General features: G+C 60.6%; 15 protein-coding genes and 4 tRNA genes. 10 read left to right on the plus strand and 9 right to left on the minus strand.

Features of this window, described 5'->3' with window-relative positions:
- Positions 1 to 554 precede the first annotated feature (554 nt).
- The 4 genes from CXQ82_RS19680 to CXQ82_RS19695 form a co-directional block, all read right to left on the minus strand.
- Positions 555 to 630, minus strand: a tRNA-His gene (locus CXQ82_RS19680).
- A 77-nt stretch (positions 631 to 707) separates the two neighbouring features.
- Positions 708 to 792: transfer RNA gene (locus CXQ82_RS19685), tRNA-Leu, on the minus strand.
- Positions 793 to 848: 56 nt separating this feature from the next.
- Positions 849 to 924: transfer RNA gene (locus tag CXQ82_RS19690), tRNA-His, on the minus strand.
- Positions 925 to 956: 32 nt separating this feature from the next.
- Positions 957 to 1033 (minus strand) — tRNA-Arg (locus CXQ82_RS19695).
- 279 nt (positions 1034 to 1312) lie between these two features.
- Here CXQ82_RS19695 and folD point away from each other — a divergent pair.
- Together folD and pbpG are read left to right on the plus strand one after the other, a co-directional pair.
- Complete coding sequence (gene folD, locus CXQ82_RS19700; protein WP_101271888.1) at positions 1313 to 2167, plus strand: bifunctional methylenetetrahydrofolate dehydrogenase/methenyltetrahydrofolate cyclohydrolase FolD; 855 nt, start codon at positions 1313 to 1315, stop codon at positions 2165 to 2167.
- Between the two features lie 207 nt (positions 2168 to 2374).
- Entirely contained in the window at positions 2375 to 3298 is a 924-nt protein-coding gene (gene pbpG / locus CXQ82_RS19705) for a D-alanyl-D-alanine endopeptidase (protein ID WP_101271889.1), read from the plus strand.
- Positions 3299 to 3359: 61 nt separating this feature from the next.
- On the opposite strand, the gene CXQ82_RS19710 is transcribed toward pbpG, so the two are convergent.
- Positions 3360 to 4022, minus strand: a complete 663-nt coding sequence (locus CXQ82_RS19710) for a peptidase C39 family protein (RefSeq protein WP_101271890.1) — start codon at positions 4020 to 4022, stop codon at positions 3360 to 3362.
- 210 nt (positions 4023 to 4232) lie between these two features.
- Here CXQ82_RS19710 and CXQ82_RS31475 point away from each other — a divergent pair, with 210 nt between their 5' ends.
- Positions 4233 to 4394 carry a hypothetical protein gene (locus tag CXQ82_RS31475; protein WP_163034584.1) on the plus strand — a complete coding sequence of 54 codons (162 nt, stop codon included), beginning with the start codon at positions 4233 to 4235 and terminating at the stop codon, positions 4392 to 4394.
- Here the strand turns inward: CXQ82_RS31475 and CXQ82_RS19715 are convergent.
- Positions 4391 to 4810 (minus strand): hypothetical protein, encoded by a 420-nt coding sequence (locus CXQ82_RS19715; RefSeq protein WP_101271891.1) that lies wholly within the window; start codon positions 4808 to 4810, stop codon positions 4391 to 4393. The genes CXQ82_RS31475 and CXQ82_RS19715 overlap by 4 nt on opposite strands.
- A 207-nt stretch (positions 4811 to 5017) precedes the next feature.
- On the opposite strand from CXQ82_RS19715, the gene CXQ82_RS19720 reads away from it, so the two are divergent.
- The 3 genes from CXQ82_RS19720 to CXQ82_RS19730 are packed head-to-tail and all read left to right on the plus strand — an operon-like array spanning position 5018 to position 10800.
- On the plus strand, positions 5018 to 8239 hold the full coding sequence (locus CXQ82_RS19720) for an efflux RND transporter permease subunit (RefSeq protein WP_101271892.1): 3222 nt from the start codon (positions 5018 to 5020) through the stop codon (positions 8237 to 8239).
- A complete protein-coding gene (locus tag CXQ82_RS19725) occupies positions 8229 to 9398 on the plus strand; it encodes an efflux RND transporter periplasmic adaptor subunit (protein ID WP_101271893.1) in 1170 nt (389 codons plus the stop codon). The genes CXQ82_RS19720 and CXQ82_RS19725 overlap by 11 nt, the downstream gene beginning before the upstream one ends.
- Entirely contained in the window at positions 9382 to 10800 is a 1419-nt protein-coding gene (locus CXQ82_RS19730) for an efflux transporter outer membrane subunit (protein WP_101271894.1), read from the plus strand. Before CXQ82_RS19725 ends, CXQ82_RS19730 begins: the two co-directional genes overlap by 17 nt.
- Before the next feature lie 470 nt (positions 10801 to 11270).
- Here CXQ82_RS19730 and CXQ82_RS19740 read toward each other — a convergent pair whose 3' ends face one another.
- On the minus strand, positions 11271 to 11501 hold the full coding sequence (locus CXQ82_RS19740; protein ID WP_101271896.1) for a polymorphic toxin type 44 domain-containing protein: 231 nt from the start codon (positions 11499 to 11501) through the stop codon (positions 11271 to 11273).
- 256 nt (positions 11502 to 11757) lie between these two features.
- Here CXQ82_RS19740 and CXQ82_RS19745 point away from each other — a divergent pair, with 256 nt between their 5' ends.
- The gene (locus tag CXQ82_RS19745; RefSeq protein WP_101271897.1) at positions 11758 to 12216 is read left to right on the plus strand and encodes a transposase; all 459 of its coding nucleotides are present in this window, start codon (positions 11758 to 11760) and stop codon (positions 12214 to 12216) included.
- Positions 12217 to 12320: 104 nt separating this feature from the next.
- Here the strand turns inward: CXQ82_RS19745 and CXQ82_RS19750 are convergent, their stop codons facing one another.
- Both CXQ82_RS19750 and CXQ82_RS19755 read right to left on the minus strand, forming a co-directional pair.
- Positions 12321 to 13604 (minus strand): Zn-dependent hydrolase, encoded by a 1284-nt coding sequence (locus CXQ82_RS19750; RefSeq protein ID WP_101271898.1) that lies wholly within the window; start codon positions 13602 to 13604, stop codon positions 12321 to 12323.
- Positions 13605 to 13746: 142 nt separating this feature from the next.
- Entirely contained in the window at positions 13747 to 15234 is a 1488-nt protein-coding gene (locus tag CXQ82_RS19755; RefSeq protein WP_101271899.1) for an NCS1 family nucleobase:cation symporter-1, read from the minus strand.
- A gap of 591 nt (positions 15235 to 15825) precedes the next feature.
- Here CXQ82_RS19755 and hydA point away from each other — a divergent pair.
- The 3 genes from hydA to preA all read left to right on the plus strand — a co-directional run bounded on the left by hydA (position 15826) and on the right by preA (position 20077).
- Complete coding sequence (gene hydA / locus CXQ82_RS19760; RefSeq protein WP_101271900.1) at positions 15826 to 17265, plus strand: dihydropyrimidinase; 1440 nt, start codon at positions 15826 to 15828, stop codon at positions 17263 to 17265.
- 170 nt (positions 17266 to 17435) lie between these two features.
- The gene (locus tag CXQ82_RS19765) at positions 17436 to 18803 is read left to right on the plus strand and encodes an NAD(P)-dependent oxidoreductase (RefSeq protein WP_101271901.1); all 1368 of its coding nucleotides are present in this window, start codon (positions 17436 to 17438) and stop codon (positions 18801 to 18803) included.
- Entirely contained in the window at positions 18803 to 20077 is a 1275-nt protein-coding gene (gene preA / locus CXQ82_RS19770) for an NAD-dependent dihydropyrimidine dehydrogenase subunit PreA (RefSeq protein WP_101271902.1), read from the plus strand. Before CXQ82_RS19765 ends, preA begins: the two co-directional genes overlap by 1 nt.
- Positions 20078 to 20115 lie beyond the last annotated feature (38 nt).

Below are 20115 nucleotides of genomic sequence, written 5' to 3' on the forward strand. Positions count from 1 at the left end.
GTTGCACAGACGTTAGCCGGCCGTTTCCGACCCCAGAATCAAGGGCATGCATTCTAGAGGGTCAAACTCAAGAAGTCACCCTACTGGAAACGGGTAAAAAAACAGCAGGCCATTTATAGGTTCAAGTGCACGCATGCACCCTATCCCGTTAGCAAATACAGTTCATCACGCCAAGGCTCTGCGCCAGCCCTTCTATATATAGAAGAGCTCGCAAGCACAGCCCTGGCCGCCCACCTTGCGGACAAGGCCGGCGAGTACGGCGGCAGCATCGAGAAACACAAATACGATGAAGCGCCCCACCCTGAACACTCGAAACACTGAAACAAAAACGGCGCAGTCCTTTTTCAGGTACTGCGCCGTTATTCGCTATTAAATAGCTGGACCGACCCGCATATAGCCAAGGATCAGTTCCACACGCTCAAAACCGGCAACGATTCTAACGCCAAGGCATTGAGAATGCTTGTTTTTTCTTGGCGTCAATGGCCGTCGCATGCCAGGCATTTTCCCGGGGCAAAAAAAAGCGCCAGATGATTAATCTGGCGCTTTTTAAAATATGGGGTGGACGAAGGGGATCGAACCCTCGACAACGGGAGTCACAATCCCGTGCTCTACCAACTGAGCTACGCCCACCATATTGCATTCGCAAGGAACTCAAACATCTTCCTTACTGAACCTCACCTGGCCTGACGACCGGGCAAAGCTTTAATTGGTGCGGATGAAGAGACTCGAACTCTTACGCCTCGCGGCGCTGGAACCTAAATCCAGTGTGTCTACCAATTCCACCACATCCGCGCTTGAAGCTCTTAAAGCAAAGGCGCCAGATGATTAATCTGGCGCCTTTTAAAATATGGGGTGGACGAAGGGGATCGAACCCTCGACAACGGGAGTCACAATCCCGTGCTCTACCAACTGAGCTACGCCCACCATATAGCGCTACTTGTGCCAAAGCTGCCTAATGGCGCACCCGGCAGGACTCGAACCTGCGACCATCCGCTTAGAAGGCGGATGCTCTATCCAGCTGAGCTACGGGCGCCTTATTAATCTGTACTCTTGGAGGATTACAAACTAAGTGCTTCCAGCCTTGCAGAACAACCATCTATTCTGCTCGACCTTCTTAACCAGTGCTAGGCTGTGCCCGACAAGTGCGACGAATATTATAGAGGGTCCTGAAACCCGTCAAATCTTTTTTGAAAAAAATTCATTTTATTTAAGGGGTTAGGCCAATTTGCAGACCAAGCGCCTTTGCCCTCACGCCTTGGCGTGCGAGAATGCGCGCACTTTTCTTCCCCCTCTCGATGGTTAATCACGCGTAATGACTGCACAACTTATCGACGGCAAATCAATCGCCGCCAGCCTGCGCCAGCAGATCGCCAAACGAGTCGCCGAGCGTAGCCAGCAAGGCCTGCGCACACCGGGCCTCGCGGTGATCCTGGTCGGCAGCGATCCTGCCTCTCAGGTTTATGTCTCGCACAAGCGTAAAGACTGTGAAGAGGTCGGCTTTATTTCCAAGGCCTACGACTTACCTTCCGAGACCACCCAGCAGGCCCTGACCGACCTGATCGACGGCCTCAACGATGACCCGGGCATCGACGGCATCCTGCTGCAACTGCCGCTGCCCGAGCACCTCGATGCCTCCAAGCTGCTGGAGCGCATCCGCCCGGACAAAGACGTCGACGGCTTCCACCCTTATAACGTCGGCCGCCTGGCCCAGCGCATCCCATTGCTGCGCCCGTGCACGCCCAAAGGCATCATGACCCTGCTGGAAAGCACCGGTGTCGACCTGTACGGCCTCGACGCCGTGATCGTCGGCGCTTCCAACATCGTCGGCCGCCCGATGGCCATGGAACTGCTGCTGGCCGGCTGCACCGTGACCGTCACCCACCGTTTCACCAAGGACCTCGCCGGCCACGTCGGCCGCGCTGACCTGGTGGTGGTTGCCGCCGGCAAGCCGGGGCTGGTCAAAGGTGAGTGGATCAAGGAAGGCGCCATCGTCATCGACGTGGGCATCAACCGCCAGGAAGACGGCAAGCTGGTCGGCGACGTGGTGTACGAAACCGCCCTGCCCCGTGCCGGCTGGATTACCCCGGTGCCAGGCGGTGTAGGCCCGATGACCCGCGCTTGTCTGCTGGAAAATACCCTGTACGCCGCAGAAACCCTGCACGCGTAATAACCAGGCGTACTGAAAAAGCCCTGCCTTATCGCAGGGCTTTTTATTGCCCGCAATAAACCCGATTTTTTCTTAGTTTTTAAGCACTTTCGTCTGGTTCTCGAAGAACATTCGACAGTTCTTCGTCCATACTCCTAAAATGTAACGGCATTTATCAAAAAACCGTTCCTGAACGGTATTTCCTTACTTTTTAGCGAGTTCATCCGCGTGAAAATTCGTCTCTCTATTGTCAGCCTATTTTTTGCATTTACAGGCACCTTCGCGCACGCCGCCGAAACCACCCAGGCCCCGCGTGATACTTCCAAACTGCAAATCGCTTCCGGCAGCGCCATGCTGGTGGACCTGCAGACCAATAAAGTCATCTACTCCAGCAACCCGGACGTGGTGGTACCCATCGCGTCGGTGAGCAAATTGATGACCGGCCTGATTGTGCTGGAAGCCAAGCAGAACATGGACGAGTACATCGATATCAACATCAAGGACACGCCGGAAATGAAAGGCGTGTTCTCCCGCGTGAAAATCGGCAGTGAAATGCCGCGTAAGGAAATGCTGCTGATCGCCCTGATGTCCTCGGAAAACCGCGCCGCCGCCAGCCTGGCTCATCACTACCCGGGCGGCTACCCGGCCTTTATTGCAGCGATGAACGCGAAGGCCAAGGCACTGGGGATGACCAGCACGCATTACGTCGAGCCTACCGGCCTGTCGATCCACAACGTATCCACTGCCCGCGACCTGAGCAAACTGCTGGCCGCCGCACGCCACTACCCCTTGCTGAGCCAGCTGAGTACCACCAAGGAAAAGACCGTTGCGTTCCGCAAGCCCAACTACACCCTGGGTTTCTCCAACACCGATCACCTGATCAACCGCGCCAACTGGGATATCAAGCTGACCAAGACCGGCTTCACCAACCAGGCCGGCCATTGCCTGGTGCTGGTGACCAGCATGGGCAACCGCCCGGTGTCGTTGGTGATCCTGGATGCATTCGGCAAGTTCACCCACTTTGCCGATGCCAGCCGCATTCGCAACTGGGTCGAAACCGGCAAGAGCGGTTCGGTGCCGGACGTAGCGTTGCGCTATAAGGCTGACAAGAATCTGAAGAATCGCCCGAATGCGGCGCAAGTGCAGCGCTGAATAACCTGCTGATCCAATATGGGAGGGGGCAAGCCCCCTCCCACATTTTGATCTTCGTCGTTTACTTGCGCTCTGCCAACACCTTGAGCGCCTGCGCTGCTGCGCGCTCCTGCCCCGCCTGGCCGGTGGCATTGGCTGCATCGCGCCAGCGCTGCGCGTCCACATTGGCCGGTAACTGGCTCGGGCGTTGGGTGAGGATTGCCCAGTGCCCGGCGCTGCTCCACTTCGACTCAAAGTCGCTGAAACTCATCAGCAAGCGCCGGTCCATGCCTGAGCGCAACAGCACCGTACTTTTCTGCTGATTGAAGCCCACTACGACCACGTAGCGCGCGTCAGACCATAGCCCGCCACCCACCCGCGCCATCACCGGGTAACCCGCCGCGACCTGCGCCAGCACGGCCGTCAGCTTGGCATCCAGCGGATACACCATCAGCCCGTACTCACGCGCCAGCACTTGCATATTGCGCTCCAGGTCGGCTTCACCGCCCGGCAAGTGCAGCGGTTTATCCAGCAAGCCGGGTGTCATGACAATGCCTTGTTGCGACAGCATGCTAGCCAAAGCCGTAGGGCCGCTTTGATACGCCTCGCTGCGAAAGGTCGGCACGCCATTGAGTTCGACACGCTCCGGCAAGCCCGCCAGCTTCGGGGGCTGCCCGGAACAGGCCGCGAGCCCCAAGGCACAGGCCAGCAACACGGATGTTTTAAGGTTCGACCGTAACCGCAATTTTTTACTCTCTTGATCAACTGCCGGTAAGGGCCCTGATCATAGGACGCTCTGCCACGCGGGTATAGCCCGCAGGCTTAGTAAAGAGGGCGGATAGAACAAACAAGTTGGACGAACACGACCATTGGTCAATAGCAGGCAACCGCCAGCTAGCTAGACTGTCCATTGAGAAGACTGTGTGTGCCCCCTGCGGGGCGAAAGGAGGCCCGAATGAGCCTTGCAACAACGATTTTCATGTTGGTCTGCGGTTGGCTGGCAGTTGCCGGCGCCATGTTGTGGGGGGTGTTGCGCATTACTCGCCGCCACCATCACCCCCACGTCACACCCGCTGCACCCGCCAAGCCCCATAAGGTGGCGGTACACCACGCCTAGCCAGGCATGCAATTGAAGTCCTGAGTCGCCGCGACTTCCTTGCCGTGGCCATCCATCAGGGATGCGCGCACGGTAGTGCCCAGGCTGGACTCCACCAGCGTGTAGTGCTCACCCGCCTTGAAATTCTTGTACTCGACCCGGCCCTGACAGTCCTGCTGGTTGTCGTCGCCTGGCTCCTCTTCAAACAGTGTCACATCCAGGCGATGGTCGCCCGGAGTCACTTCAAAAAAGCGCCCGTCATCCACCCGTTTGCCATCCACGCGCTCGGCCATCAGGTCATTCGGCGCTTCTTCCTTTAAACCTATCCAGGCTTCGCTCGGGTCGGCCTTGGGGATCGGGCCGGCGCACGCCGACAACAGCAACACCGCACCGAGGGCGGGAATCAACAACAGAGGCTTAAGTGTTTTAAGTGACATAGCTGGCAGGGCTCCAAAGAACATCAGAAAAAGTCGCATTTGATGGGGAACAAGCTTGGAGAGCTGACCTTTGTAGAACAAATGAATACATATGAAACGATCTTCAGCCCTTACCTAAATGTTCCTTCACCTGGCTGAAAGGCGCGTGTTAGGTGGGTCGCGTGAGACTGCCGGGGTTTGCAATCCTGCACTGAAGGAGGTTCACGCATGCTCGGGCTGGTAAAGACCGCACTGCAAAAGCCATACACGTTTATCGTGTTGGCCATATTCATCTGCATCATCGGGCCGATGGCGGCCCTGCGAACTCCTACGGATGTTTTCCCCGATATCGGCATCCCCGTGGTCGCCGTGGTATGGCAATACAACGGCCTGTCGCCAGATGCCATGGCCGGTCGGGTGATCTACACCTACGAACGCTCCTTGAGCACCACCGTCAACGACATCGAACACATCGAATCGCAATCTTTGCCCGGCATGGGCATCGTCAAGATCTTCTTCCAACCGGGCGTGGATATCCGCACCGCCAACGCCCAAGTGACGGCGGTGTCACAAACCGTGCTCAAGCAGATGCCGCCCGGCATCACGCCGCCGCTGATCCTCAACTACAGCGCCTCCACGGTGCCGATCCTGCAAATGGCGTTTTCCAGCCCCAGCCTGTCCGAAGCCCGGATCCGCGACCTGGTACAGAACAATATCCGCCTGCCCTTGAGCGCCCTGCCCGGCCTGGCCATGCCCACGCCGATGGGCGGCAAGCAGCGGCAGATCACTCTCGACCTCGACCCCCAGGCACTGGCCGCCAAAGGCTTGTCGGCCCAGGACGTGGGCAATGCGCTGGCGCTACAGAACCAGATTATCCCGGTGGGCACCGCCAAACTCGGCCCCAATGAATACACGATCCTGCTCAACAACAGCCCCAAGGCGATTGATGAGCTCAACGACCTGCCGATCAAAACCGTCGACGGCGCGATCATCACCATCGGCCAAGTGGCCCACGTGCGTGACGGCTCGCCACCGCAAACCAACATCGTGCGGGTTGACGGCCACCGCGCCGTGCTGATGCCGGCGTTGAAAAACGGCAGCATCTCCACCCTGTCGATCATCGACGGTATCCGCCAGATGCTGCCGCGCATCAACGAAACCCTGCCGCCGTCGCTGAAGACCTCGCTGCTGGGCGACGCCTCGGTGTTCGTCAAGCAATCGGTGGGCAGCGTGGCCCAGGAAGGCATCATCGCCGCGCTGCTGACCAGCGCGATGATACTGCTGTTCCTCGGCAGCTGGCGCTCCACGCTCATTATTGCCGCGTCGATTCCCCTGGCGGTGCTGTCAGCGATTGCACTGCTGGCGGTCAGTGGGCAAACCCTCAACGTGATGACCCTCGGCGGGCTCGCATTGGCGGTGGGGATTCTGGTGGATGACGCCACGGTGACCATCGAAAACATCAACTGGCACCTGGAACAAGGCAAGGCGGTGAAGGCCGCGATCCTCGACGGCGCCGCGCAAATTGTCGGCCCGGCGTTCGTCTCGCTGCTGTGTATCTGCATCGTGTTCGTGCCGATGTTTTTGTTGCAAGGCATCGCCGGCTACCTGTTCCGGCCGATGGCCCTGGCGGTGATTTTCGCCATGGCCAGTTCGTTTATCCTCTCACGCACCCTGGTACCCACGCTGGCGATGTTCCTGCTCAAGCCGCACGTGCCCGAGCAAGGCCCAGGCCATCATCCGGAAGATGCATTCATCAACCACCATGAAGGCGAGCAGCACAAGAAACCGCGCCATGCCGCCCTGCAAGCCGTACTGAATTTCCAGCAGGGTTTCGAGCGGCATTTCTCGAATATCCGCGACACCTACCATGGCCTGCTGCTGCTCGCGCTGGGCCATCGCAAGCGCTTTATCGTCGGCTTCCTGGCCTGCGTGCTGGCCTCGTTCCTGTTGTTGCCGAGCCTGGGCCAGGACTTTTTCCCAGCCACCGACGCCGGCGCCCTGGCGCTCCATGTGCGCCTGCCGTTGGGCACACGTATCGAAGAAAGCGCCGCCGCCTTCGACCGGATCGAAGCGCGGATTCGTGAAGTGATCCCGGCGCAGGAGCTGGATACCATCGTCGATAACATCGGCATCCCGCTCAGCGGCATCGACATGGCCTACAGCAGCAGCGGCACCATCGGCCCGCAGGATGGCGATATCCAGGTCACGCTGAAACAGCACCACGCCCCCACCGCCGACTACGTGAAAAAACTGCGTGAGGCCCTACCGCAAAGTTTCCCCGGTAGCCACTTCGCCTTCCTGCCGGCGGATATCAGCAGCCAGATCCTCAACTTCGGCGCCCCGGCCCCGCTGGACGTGAAAATTTCCGGGCGCAGCGATGCGCAAAACCGCACCTACGCCGTGGAGCTGGAGCGTCGCCTGCAGCACGTACCGGGCATCGCCGACCTGCGTATCCAGCAGTCCACCGGCTACCCGTCGCTGCAGGTGAATGTCGACCGCATGCGCGCCAACGGCCTGGGCATTACCGAGCGTGACGTGACCAACAGCATGGTCGCCTCCCTCGCCGGCAGCTCCCAGGTGGCGCCGACCTTCTGGCTCAACCCGGCCAACGGCGTGTCCTATTCCATCGTCGCCGCCACCCCGCAATACCGCCTCGACAGCCTGCCGTCGCTGGAAGCCTTGCCGGTGACCGGTGCCGATGGCCAGTCGCAGATCCTCGGCGGCGTCGCCAACATCTCCCGCGTGCAAAGCCCGGCGGTGGTGACCCACTACAACATCGAACCGACCCTGGACCTGTACGCCAACGTGCAAGGCCGCGATCTCGGCGGCGTGGCCCGTGACGTGCAGAAAGTGCTGGATGACACCGCGTCCATGCGTCCCAAAGGCGCGGTGATCAGCCTGCACGGGCAGATCGATGCGCTGCATGAAGCCTTCAGCGGCTTGAGCTTTGGCTTGCTCGGCGCGGTGGTGCTGATCTACCTGCTGATCGTGGTCAACTTCCAATCCTGGGCCGACCCGTTCGTGATTATCACCGCACTCCCGGCGGCGCTGGCGGGGATTGTGTGGATGCTGTTCCTCAGCGGCACCTCGCTGTCGGTGCCGGCACTCACCGGCGCGATCCTGTGCATGGGCGTGGCCACCGCCAACTCGATCCTGGTGGTGAGCTTCTGCCGCGAACGCCTGGCCGAACATGGCGACGCGTTGAAGGCCGCGATGGAGGCCGGCTACACGCGCTTCCGCCCGGTGTGCATGACCGCCCTGGCGATGATCATCGGCATGTTGCCGCTGGCGATTTCCGAGGAGCAGAACGCGCCCCTCGGCCGGGCGGTCATCGGCGGTCTGATCTTCGCCACCATCGCCACTTTGTTGTTTGTTCCCGTGGTCTTCAGCTTGGTCCACGGTCGTCACCCTACTCGCGCAGCAGCAGGAGTTACCCCACATGTCGTCTGATCACAAACCCTCGCGCAAGCGTCTGATGCTCATGGGTGTCGGCGGCCTGACCCTGGCCGCCCTGTTGGTCGCCAACGGCCTGCACGCCCGCACACTGCACGAACAATCGGTTACCGCCTGGACCGAAACCGCCGCTACCCCCCAAGTGCTGGTGTTCCAACCCCAGCAGAATGCCAGCGGCGATACCCTGCGTTTGCCGGCCCACCTGGAAGCCTGGAGCAAGGCGCCGATCCACGCACGCGTCAGCGGCTACTTGAAGGACTGGAAAGTCGACATCGGCAGCCAGGTCAAGGCCGGGCAAATCCTGGCCGAAATCGACAGCCCTGACCTCGACCAGCAACTGGCGCAAACCCATGCGCGCCTGATCCAGGAACAGGCCAATGCACGCCTGGCCGAAACCACCGCCACGCGCTGGCAGAACCTGCTGGCCAGCCATTCGGTGTCGCGCCAGGAGGCCGATGAAAAAACCTCCAACGCCGCCGCCGCCAAGGCCAACGCCGAAGCCGCGGCTGCCGACTACGCGCGGCTGTCCGCGCTGGAAAGCTACAAGACCCTGCGCGCGCCGTTCGCCGGCACCATCACCGCGCGCAACACCGATATCGGCCAATTGATCAAGGCCGACACCGACAGCGACCCGGAGTTGTTCAACATCGCTGACACCCACCAACTGCGCCTGTATGTGCCGGTGCCGCAGAACTACGCGTCAGTGATCCGCCCCGGCCTTGAAGCCGAATTGACCGTGCCCGAGCACCCCGGCGAGCACTTCAAGGCGCGCCTGATCGGCGACTCCACCGCCATCGACCGGCGCTCCGGCACCTTGCTCGCGCAGTTCGTGGCCGACAACCCCAACGATGAACTACTGCCCGGCGACTACGCCGAAGCCACCCTGCCGATTCCGGCCGACACCCATGGCGTGAGCATCCCGGCCAGCGCCTTGATCTTCCGCGCCCAAGGCACGCAGGTGGCGGTGCTGGATGCGCAGAACCATGTGCACTTGCAAACCATCCATATCGGCCTGGATCTGGGCGAACGCCTGGTGATCGACCAAGGTTTGAAACCCGCCGACCGCGTGGTCGACAACCCGCCCGACGCCCTGCGCGAAGGCGACCCGGTACAACTCGCCGATGCCTCGGGAGGTGCGCATGCGCCCAAGGCTTAAGCCCCTCGCGGCGCTGGTGCTGCTGGCCTTGCAGGGTTGCTCGATGGCACCCACTTACACCGTGCCTGCGGTTGACCTGCCGGCGGGCTACCGCGAACAGACCAGCGATGGCCCATGGCACAGCGCGCAACCGTCCGACCAACTGGCGCCCGAATGGTGGAAGCTCTATAACGATTCGCGCCTGAACGACCTGCAACAGCAACTGCTCAAGGCCAACCCGGACCTGGCGGCGGCGCTGGCGCACTTCGATGCGTCCCAGGCGTATGCCAGCCAGTTGCACGCCGGGCTGTTCCCGCAGATCACCGCCAGTGCGCAGCCGCTGCGCCAGCGGCAATCCGATTCGCGACCGTTGCGCGGCGACACCCAGCCATCGGTGTACAACAGCAATAGCGCAGGTTTCTCGTTGAGCTACGACCTGGACCTGTGGGGCAAGATCCGCAACCAGGTGGCGGCCGGTGATGCCCAGGCGCAAGCGTCTGGCGATGACCTGGCGGTGGCGCGCTTGAGCCTGCAACACCAACTGGCGAGCTTGTATGTGCAGCTCAATGGGCTGGACGCACAGGCGCGGATACTCAATAGCTCGCTGGATGATTTCAGCCAGGCGTTGCAGTTGACGCGCAGCCGCTATGAAGGCCAGATCGCCTCGGAACTGGACCTGACCCGCGCGCAAAATCAATTGGCCGAAGCCAAGGCGCAACTGGATGAGGTGCGCGGGCAACGCAATCTGACCGAGCATGCCATGGGTGAGTTGGTGGGTGTGGCGGCCAGCGATTTCACCTTGCCGCCGAGCCAACGATTGATCGCCTTGCCAGGCATTCCTGCGCAACTGCCGAGCCATCTGCTGCAACGTCGCCCGGACATTGCCGCGGCGGAGCGCCGGGTGTTTGCGGCCAACGCCAACATCGGCGTGGCCAAGGCCGCGTGGTACCCGGATTTCGGTTTGACCGGGTTGATTGGCGGTCAGACGCAAGGGGTTGGCAACCTGCTGTCGGCGGGCAACCGTTATTGGGCGCTGGGGCCGCTGGTGAATCTGCCGATCTTTGACGGTGGGCGCTTGAGTGCCAACGAACGCCAGGCCAAAGCCGAGTTCGAACAAGCCTGCGCGCAGTACCGCAGCCAGGTGTTGAGGGCAGTGCGCGAAGTGGAAGATAACCTGGGCCAACTGCGGGATTTGCAGCAGGAGGCGCAGGATGAACAGGCAGCGGCGGACGCCGCAGAGCACACACAAGCCTTGGCGATGAACAGCTATCAGGCGGGGGCCGTGAGTTATCTGGATGTGGTGACGGCGCAGACGGCGGCGCTGCAGGCGCAAAGGACGTTGCAGGCGGTGCAGACGCGGCAGCTGCAGGCGAGTGTCGGGTTGGTCACTGCGCTGGGCGGGGGCTGGGAGCCTGGCGCCTGAGACCCGATCGTTCCCACACTGAGTGCGGGAACGATCAATTTCAGCCCTCTGGCCGGCTACTCAGAAAAATGTTCACCACTGTGTAGTCACTGCCATTGGCATGTCGATACAGAGTGCTACTGTGATAGTCAGACACTTCGCCCACCACCGAAACGGCTACCGCACTGCCTTGAACATCAACCTTTGCGGCGGCATCTCGCGTAATCAAAAACGGAGTGGCGCTTTCCAGCGCAGACAATACTTCTCGGTCGGCCCCCAGGGTTCGATAAACATAGTATCGGTAGCTGAATGGCACGGTTGCACCACCACGGTCATCCTTGACGCCGTAGAGGGATGCCTCGCCGTTCAAAGGCACTTGGAGTACGACTTCGGTCAATTGCGGGCGACCCGGCGAAAACAGCCAGTCAGCAGCGATATATAACAGACACAGCGCCAGCAGGGCCGTGGTGACCATCGAATAGAGCGACGTTCTAGTAGAACCTGAACCTGGCATACCTGATTCCTTCCTTGAACCAATATTGGTCGACCGGATCATCACCGAAGGGCGCATCCCCCCACCAACGACCAAACTCGGGTCTATCTGTGCCGGCTCTGGTTTGAGCAAGCCCGGCTGCGCGCAAAAGCACTTCTTCACTGAATCCGGCAGCAATGCCTACTGCACCGTAATGGAAGTTTCCAAACGCTTCATATTCTTTGGAGATTTGCTTGTAGTCCCAAGGCCCGCACCCATAGGGGCAGTGGCAGTTCCGGCCTCATCGGGGGCAAGTCGAATCGTCGAACCGCCCCTCCCACAGTGACCCTGTACTAGACACACAATGTATGAACACTGCGGGACCAATGTGGGAGGGGGCTTGCCCCCGATGGCGGCCTATCAGACACATCCCGCCAAAAGCCTGTCGATCACTCTTGTAACAGCCGATCTAGCCTCTCAGAACCATCTGGAAGAGAGGCCAAGGAATGGCAGACTTACCCGCTTCACACCGCCTGCGCATCGGGCGCTTCAGCGAACCCAACCGCATCTACCTCATCACCACCAACACTCACGAACGCATTCCCATTTTCAGCAACTTCCACTTGGGTCGGCTGCTGGTCTGGCAATTTCGGCTGGCACAACACCAAGGGCTCGCGAACTCCCTTGCGTGGGTGATCATGCCGGACCATTTTCATTGGATTATTGAGTTGAAAAAAGGCTCCCTTGCAGATCTGATGCGACAGGTAAAATCCAAGAGCACGCGGTCCGTTAATGGCGTAAGTGGTCGCAAGGGAAGACTATGGCAGGAAAGCTTTCATGACCGCGCACTGCGCAAGGAGGATGATCTAGTGAAGATGGCGAGGTATGTAGTGGCTAATCCATTGCGAGCAGGCTTGGTGAAAAAAATCGGCGACTACCCGTTGTGGGATGCCATCTGGATCTAACATCACACACTGTTCAAATGTGGGAGGGGGCTTGCCCCCGATAACAGGGTGACTGACCCACCGCTATCGGGGGCAAGCCCCCTCCCACATTTTTCAACCGTATTTCAGGCGGCTAACTTGCCGCTGGCGATGGCTGCAGAGGCTGCCACCATCGCCCGCAGCAACACCGCACACCCCGCTGCCAAATCATCCGGCGCCGCATTCTCGATCTCGTTGTGGCTGATGCCGCCCTCGCACGGCACGAAAATCATCCCCGCCGGGCCGAGTTCGGCGACGAAGATCGCGTCGTGCCCTGCCCCGCTGACGATGTCCATGTTCGACAGGCCCAAACCATTCGCGGCATCGCGCACGGCGTCCACGCAGCCCTTGTCGAAATACAGCGGCGGGAAATCGGCGGTAGGCTCCATCTCATACGTCAGCCCATGCTTGGCGCAGGTCTCATCGATCACCTTGCGCACCTGGGCAATCATCGAGTCCAGCCGCGCCGGCTCCAGGTGACGAAAATCCAGGGTCATGCGCACTTCGCCAGGGATCACGTTGCGCGAGCCGGGATAAGCCTGCAGGCAACCCACGGTGCCACACGCGTGCGGCTGATGCCCCAACGCCGCCGCATTCACTGCGGCAACCACGGCGGCAGCCCCCACCAGCGCATCCTTGCGCAGGTGCATCGGCGTCGGCCCCGCATGGGCTTCAACGCCGCGCAGCTTCAGGTCGAACCACTTCTGCCCCAACGCGCCGAGCACCACGCCGATGGTTTTTTTCTCATCTTCAAGAATCGGCCCTTGTTCGATATGCGCTTCGAAATACGCGCCGACCTTGTGCCCACTCACAGCACGCGAACCGGCATAGCCAATCGCATCAAGTGCGTCACCCACCGTCACGCCATCGGCATCGGTCTTGGCCAAGGTATCGGCCAGGGTAAATTTCTCGGCAAACACGCCGGAACCCATCATGCACGGTGGAAAGCGCGAGCCTTCCTCGTTGGTCCACACCACCACCTCCAGCGGCGCTTCGGTTTCGATATTGAGGTCATTCAGTGTGCGCAACACCTCCACACCGGCCAGCACGCCAAAGCAGCCATCGAACTTGCCGCCGGTGGGCTGGGTATCGATATGGCTGCCGGTCATCACCGGTGGCAGGTTGGGATTGCGCCCAGGGCGACGGGCGAAGATATTGCCGATGCCGTCGACCGTCACGGTACAACCCGCCGCCTCGCACCACTGCACAAACAGGTCGCGGGCCTTGCGGTCCAGATCGGTGAGGGCCAGGCGGCACACACCGCCCTTGGGGGTGGCGCCGAGCTTGGCCAGGTCCATCAGCGACTGCCACAAGCGGTCGCGGTTAACGTGCTGATGGGTCGATTGCAGAACGTCGAGGGCAGCGTTCATATGGATCTCCTCAGGATGTATTTCTTATGGATTGACCCGGTCAAATGTGGGAGCTGGCTTGCCTGCGATACAGGCAACTCGATGTTTCTGCCGAACCGAGGTGATGCAATCGCAGGCAAGCCGGCTCCCACAGTAACCGTGTTTACAAGGGTGATTTAGCGGCAACCGGACGGATGCCGCGCTTGGCATTGAGGCCGTAATACAGCAAGCCACCCAGCGCCGAACCGGTGAACCAGCCGTAGCTGTAGAACCAGCTGAACGCATCGCTGCCCAACGACAGCAAGGTCAGCACCACCGGCACGCCAAAGGCGATAAAGCCGCTCCAGTTCCATGCCGGGTAGACGTCATCGCGATACAAACCGGCCAGGTCGAGCTGTTGTTTGCGGGTGATGAAGTAGTCCACCACCATGATCCCGGCAATCGGCCCCAGCAGGCTTGAGTAGCCCAGCAACCAGTTGGAATACACGGTTTCCAGGCTCACATCCGAGACGATCAGCCCGAGCTTTTTCAACAGTTCATGCCCCATCAGCGCCAGCCCGACCAGGCCGGTGAGGATCACCGCGGTGGTGCGGTTGATCAGCTTGGGGGCAATGTTCTGGAAGTCGTTGGTGGGCGAGACGATGTTCGCCGCCGTATTGGTGGACAAGGTGGCGATGATGATCAGCGCCATGGCGATGGCCACCCACACCGGGCTTTGGATATGCCCGATCAGGGTCACCGGGTCGGACACGCTCACGCCGACCAGTTTCACCGAGGCGGCGGTCATGATCACGCCAAGGGCGGCGAACAGGAACATGGTCAGCGGCAGGCCGAAAATCTGCCCGAGTATCTGGTCCTTCTGGCTTTTGGCATAGCGGCTGAAATCCGGGATATTCAGCGACAAGGTGGCCCAGAAACCCACCATCGCGGTGAGGCCGGCCATGAAGTAACCCGTGAGGCTCGCACCTTCAGGACGTTTCGGCGGGATCGCCATCAGTTCGCTCAACGACACATTGGGCATCGCCCACACCAGCAGACCGACGCCCACCGCCACCAGCAGCGGCGCCGACAAGGTTTCCAGGCGCTTGATCGACTCGGCACCACGCAGCACCACCCACAAGTTCAGGCACCAGAAAATCATGAAGCCGATCACTTCACCGGTGCCGCCAAGGGACTTCCAGCCCTCGAAAATCGAACCGAGAAACAGGTGGATCGCCAGCCCGCCGAACATCGTCTGGATGCCAAACCAGCCACAGGCCACCAGCGCGCGAATCAGGCACGGCACATTGGAGCCGAGGATGCCGAACGACGAGCGCAACAGCACCGGGAACGGAATACCGTACTTGGTGCCAGGAAACGCGTTAAGCGTCAGCGGGATCAGCACCACGATATTGGCCAGCAAGATGGCCATCAGCGCCTCGCCCACCGACAATCCGAAATACGCGGTCAGCACCCCGCCCAAGGTGTACGTGGGCACGCAGATCGACATGCCGACCCACAGCGCGGTGATGTGCCACTTGTTCCAGGTGCGTTCGTGCACCTTCGTCGGTGCCATGTCGTGGTTGTAGCGAGGGCTGTCGAGGACGTCGGGGCCGGCGTCGAGTTCGTACAGGCCGTTGCGTTCAATGACTTGCGATCTGTTCTGTTGCATGGCCGCTCCACGGTTTTTTCGAATTATTTTTGCTCACCTGCGTGGTAAGTGCAGGTGGCCGGAGTACCTCGTAAACAACATGACATCACGGGCCCGGCCAGCCGTCACTGCACTCAATAACCGTGCCGACAACCCGCCATGAACCCGCACCGCTTATATAACTTGCTGATGTTAATCAGCTTTCCGATTGAACCTCGGTTAGTTCTCACGCGGCTCAGGCTAAACCGAGTGGAAGTTGCCCGAACTGTCAGGACTCAATCTGGTGCAACACAATTATTTTTATTTCCCGGCCCCGTCAAGAGGCATGTCTCAAGCGTCTGATTTGCAATAAGAAATGTTGCTCATTTTAAGAACCTGTCAAGTGCGTCAAAATGGTGAGCGGCCGCTACATTTTGGTGAATTTAAGTTTTTATCCTTAAGAATCAACAACGTAAACACGATATAAGCTTATAAAAAATCTTCTTGCTCAATCGAAAAACTCGGGCTAGTTTCTATTCCTGTCACCGATGACAGGAATTAACCAGCCATCGGTTAGCAGCATTACAACACTTAGAACTGGCACAAGCCGGTCAAGCCTGTGAGGAACTCGACATGTCGCTGTTGATCCGTGGCGCCACCGTTATTACCCATGATGAAAGTTACCGCGCCGATGTGTTGTGCGCAGGCGGTCTAATTCGCGCTATTGGCTCGAATCTGGAGATTCCCGCCGGCACCGAAGTACTCGATGGCAGCGGCCAATACTTGATGCCCGGCGGCATCGATCCACACACCCATATGCAACTGCCCTTCATGGGCACGGTCGCCAGTGAAGACTTTTTCAGTGGCACCGCGGCCGGTTTGGCCGGGGGCACTACGTCGATCATCGACTTTGTGATTCCCAACCCGCAGCAGTCGCTGATGGAAGCGTTTCACCAGTGGCGTGGCTGGGCTGAAAAGTCGGCATCCGACTACGGTTTTCATGTGGCGATTACCTGGTGGAGCGAGCAGGTGCGCGAGGAAATGGCCGAGCTGGTCAGCCACCATGGCATCAACAGCTTCAAGCATTTCATGGCCTACAAAAACGCGATCATGGCGGCGGATGACACCCTCGTGGCCAGCTTCGAACGCTGCCTGGAGCTGGGCGCGGTACCGACCGTGCACGCGGAAAATGGCGAACTGGTGTATCACCTGCAACGCAAGTTGATGGCCCAGGGCATCACCGGGCCGGAAGCGCACCCCCTGTCGCGGCCGTCCCAGGTGGAGGGCGAAGCGGCCAGCCGCGCGATCCGCATCGCCGAAACCATCGGCACGCCGTTGTACCTGGTGCACGTCTCGACCAAGGAAGCCCTCGACGAAATCACCTACGCCCGTGGCAAGGGCCAGCCGGTCTACGGCGAAGTACTGGCCGGGCATTTGCTGCTGGACGACAGCGTCTACCAACACCCCGACTGGCAGACCGCCGCCGGGTATGTGATGAGCCCGCCGTTCCGCCCACGCGGGCATCAGGACGCGCTGTGGCACGGCCTGCAATCGGGCAACCTGCACACCACCGCCACCGACCACTGCTGCTTCTGCGCCGAGCAAAAAGCCGCCGGCCGCGATGATTTCAGCAAGATCCCGAATGGCACCGCCGGTATCGAAGATCGCATGGCGCTGCTGTGGCACGAAGGCGTCAACAGCGGGCGCCTGTCGATGCAGGAGTTCGTCGCACTCACCTCCACCAACACCGCGAAAATCTTCAACCTCTACCCGCGCAAAGGCGCGATCCGCGTGGGTGCGGATGCTGATCTGGTGCTGTGGGACCCCGAAGGCACCCGCACGATTTCGGCCAAGACTCACCACCAGCAAGTCGACTTCAACATCTTCGAAGGCAAGACCGTGCGCGGCGTGCCGAGCCACACCATCAGCCAGGGCAAGCTGGTCTGGGCCGATGGTGATTTGCGCGCCGAGCGCGGTGCCGGGCGGTATGTGGAGCGGCCGGCGTATCCGGCGGTGTTTGAGCAGTTGAGCAAGCGGGCTGAGCACTCCAAGCCAGTGGCTGTGAACCGCTGAGACCGCTATCGGGGGCAAGTCGAATCGTCGCACCGCCCCTCCCACAATGACCTCATTCCAACAGGATAAACGCGGTCAAATGTGGGAGGGGGCTTGCCCCCGATGAGGCCCGAACAGGCAACAAAAATGCCCGCTAGAGGCAATCCAAAAAAAACCGTGAGGCCAAAACCGTGATCCAGACCCTGACCCACCTCCCCCATCCCGTTGAGGATGGTGCAACCCTCGCCAGCCATTTCACCGACCTGGCGCCGCCGCTGAATGCGCGCCAGGCGCAACTGGAGGCCTCGCGCTGCCTGTATTGCTACGACGCGCCGTGCGTGAACGCGTGCCCCAGCGAAATCGACATCCCGTCGTTCATCCGCAATATCCACACTGAAAACGTGCAAGGCGCCGCGCAAAAAATCCTCTCGGCCAATATCCTCGGCGGCAGTTGCGCGCGGGTTTGCCCCACGGAGATTCTTTGCCAGCAAGCCTGTGTGCGTAACAACGCCGAAGAATGCGCCCCGGTGCTGATTGGCCTGCTGCAACGCTACGCCATCGACAACGCACACTTCAGCGAGCACCCATTCCAGCGCGCCGCGCCGACCGGCAAGCGTATCGCCGTAGTCGGCGCCGGGCCGGCCGGCCTCGCCTGCGCCCACCGCGCAGCCTTGCACGGGCATGACGTGGTGATTTTCGAAGCCCGGGAAAAAGCCGGCGGCCTGAATGAATACGGGATCGCCAAGTACAAGCTGGTGGATGATTTTGCCCAGCAGGAGCTGGACTTCCTCCTGCAAATCGGTGGCATCGAGATCCGCCACGGCCAACGCCTGGGTGGCAACCTGACCTTGAACGAACTGCACCAGCAATTCGATTCGGTGTTTCTCGGCTTGGGCCTCGCGGCGAGCAAACAGCTCGGTTTGCCCCATGAGGACGCGCCCGGGCTGCTCGCCGCTACCGACTATATCCGCGAACTGCGCCAGGCCGATGATCTCACCCAACTGCCCCTGGCTGACCGCTGCATCGTGCTCGGCGCCGGCAACACGGCCATCGACATGGCCGTGCAAATGGCCCGCCTCGGTGCCCGCGATGTCAACCTGGTGTACCGCCGTGGCCTGTCCGACATGGGCGCGACCCAGCATGAGCAGGACATCGCCAAGGCCAACCAGGTGCGCCTGCTGACCTGGGCCCAACCCGAGGAAGTCTTGCTGGATGATCAGGGCCATGTGCGCGGCATGCGTTTCCTGCGTACGCGTATGGAAAACGGCCGCCTGCTCCCGACCGGCGAAACCTTCGAGCTGGCCGCCGATGCAGTCTTCAAAGCCATCGGCCAAGGGTTTGACAGCGAGGCGCTGCACGACCCGCTGGCCCAGCAACTGCACCGCGTGGGCGAGCGGATTTTCGTCGACGAACACCTGCAAACCAGTATTCCCGGGGTGTACGCCGGCGGCGACTGCGTCAGCCTCGGCCAGGACCTCACCGTGCAGGCGGTGCAACACGGCAAGCTGGCCGCCGAAGCCATGCACGCCCAACTCATGCTGACTGTGGAGGCTGCGTAATGGCCGATCTCTCGATTGTATTTGCCGGTATCAAAGCCCCCAACCCCTTCTGGCTGGCCTCCGCACCGCCCACCGACAAAGCCTACAACGTGGTCCGCGCCTTTGAAGCCGGCTGGGGCGGCGTGGTGTGGAAAACCCTCGGCGAAGACCCGGCCGCGGTGAATGTGTCGTCACGCTACTCGGCGCACTACGGTGCCAACCGTGAAGTGCTGGGCATCAACAACATTGAGCTGATCACCGACCGCTCCCTGGAGATCAACCTCAAGGAAATCACCCAGGTCAAAAAAGACTGGCCCGACCGCGCGCTGATCGTGTCGCTGATGGTGCCGTGCGTGGAAGAATCCTGGAAAAACATCCTGCCGCTGGTGGAAGCCACCGGTTGCGACGGCATCGAGCTGAACTTCGGCTGCCCCCACGGCATGCCCGAACGGGGCATGGGCGCGGCGGTGGGCCAGGTGCCGGAATATGTGGAACAGGTGACGCGCTGGTGCAAGACGTATTGCTCGCTGCCGGTGATCGTCAAGCTCACGCCAAACATCACCGATATCCGTGTGGCGGCGCGCGCGGCCTATCGCGGTGGCGCGGATGCGGTGTCGCTGATCAACACCATCAACTCCATCACCAGCGTCGACCTGGAACGCATGGTCGCGCTGCCGATGGTCGGCACCCAGAGCACCCACGGCGGCTATTGCGGATCGGCGGTGAAGCCGATTGCATTGAATATGGTCGCAGAAATCGCCCGCGACCCGCAGACCCAAGGCCTGCCGATCTGCGGCATCGGCGGTATCGGCAACTGGCGCGACGCGGCGGAATTCGTCGCCCTGGGCTGCGGCGCGGTGCAGGTGTGCACGGCCGCGATGCTGCACGGGTTTCGGATTGTCGAGGAAATGAAAGACGGCCTGTCGCGCTGGATGGACAGTCAAGGGTACGCGAGCTTGCAGGAATTTTCCGGGCGGGCGGTGGGCAATACTACGGATTGGAAGTACCTGGACATCAACTACCAGGTAATCGCCAAGATTGACCAGCAGGCCTGCATCGGCTGTGGGCGTTGCCACATAGCTTGTGAGGATACGTCGCACCAGGCAATCGCCAGTTTGAAACAGGCAGATGGCACGCATAAGTACGAGGTGATTGATGACGAGTGCGTGGGTTGTAACCTGTGCCAGATCACCTGCCCGGTGGCGGATTGCATCGAGATGGTGCCGATGGACACGGGCAAGCCGTTTCTGAATTGGACGCAGGATCCGAGGAATCCTTACCGAGAGGCTGTGTAGGTCTCTAGGCCCTCATCGGGGGCAAGTCGAATCGTCGC

The sequence above is a fragment of the Pseudomonas sp. S09G 359 genome (genome assembly GCF_002843605.1).
In the GTDB taxonomy this organism is placed as follows: domain Bacteria; phylum Pseudomonadota; class Gammaproteobacteria; order Pseudomonadales; family Pseudomonadaceae; genus Aquipseudomonas.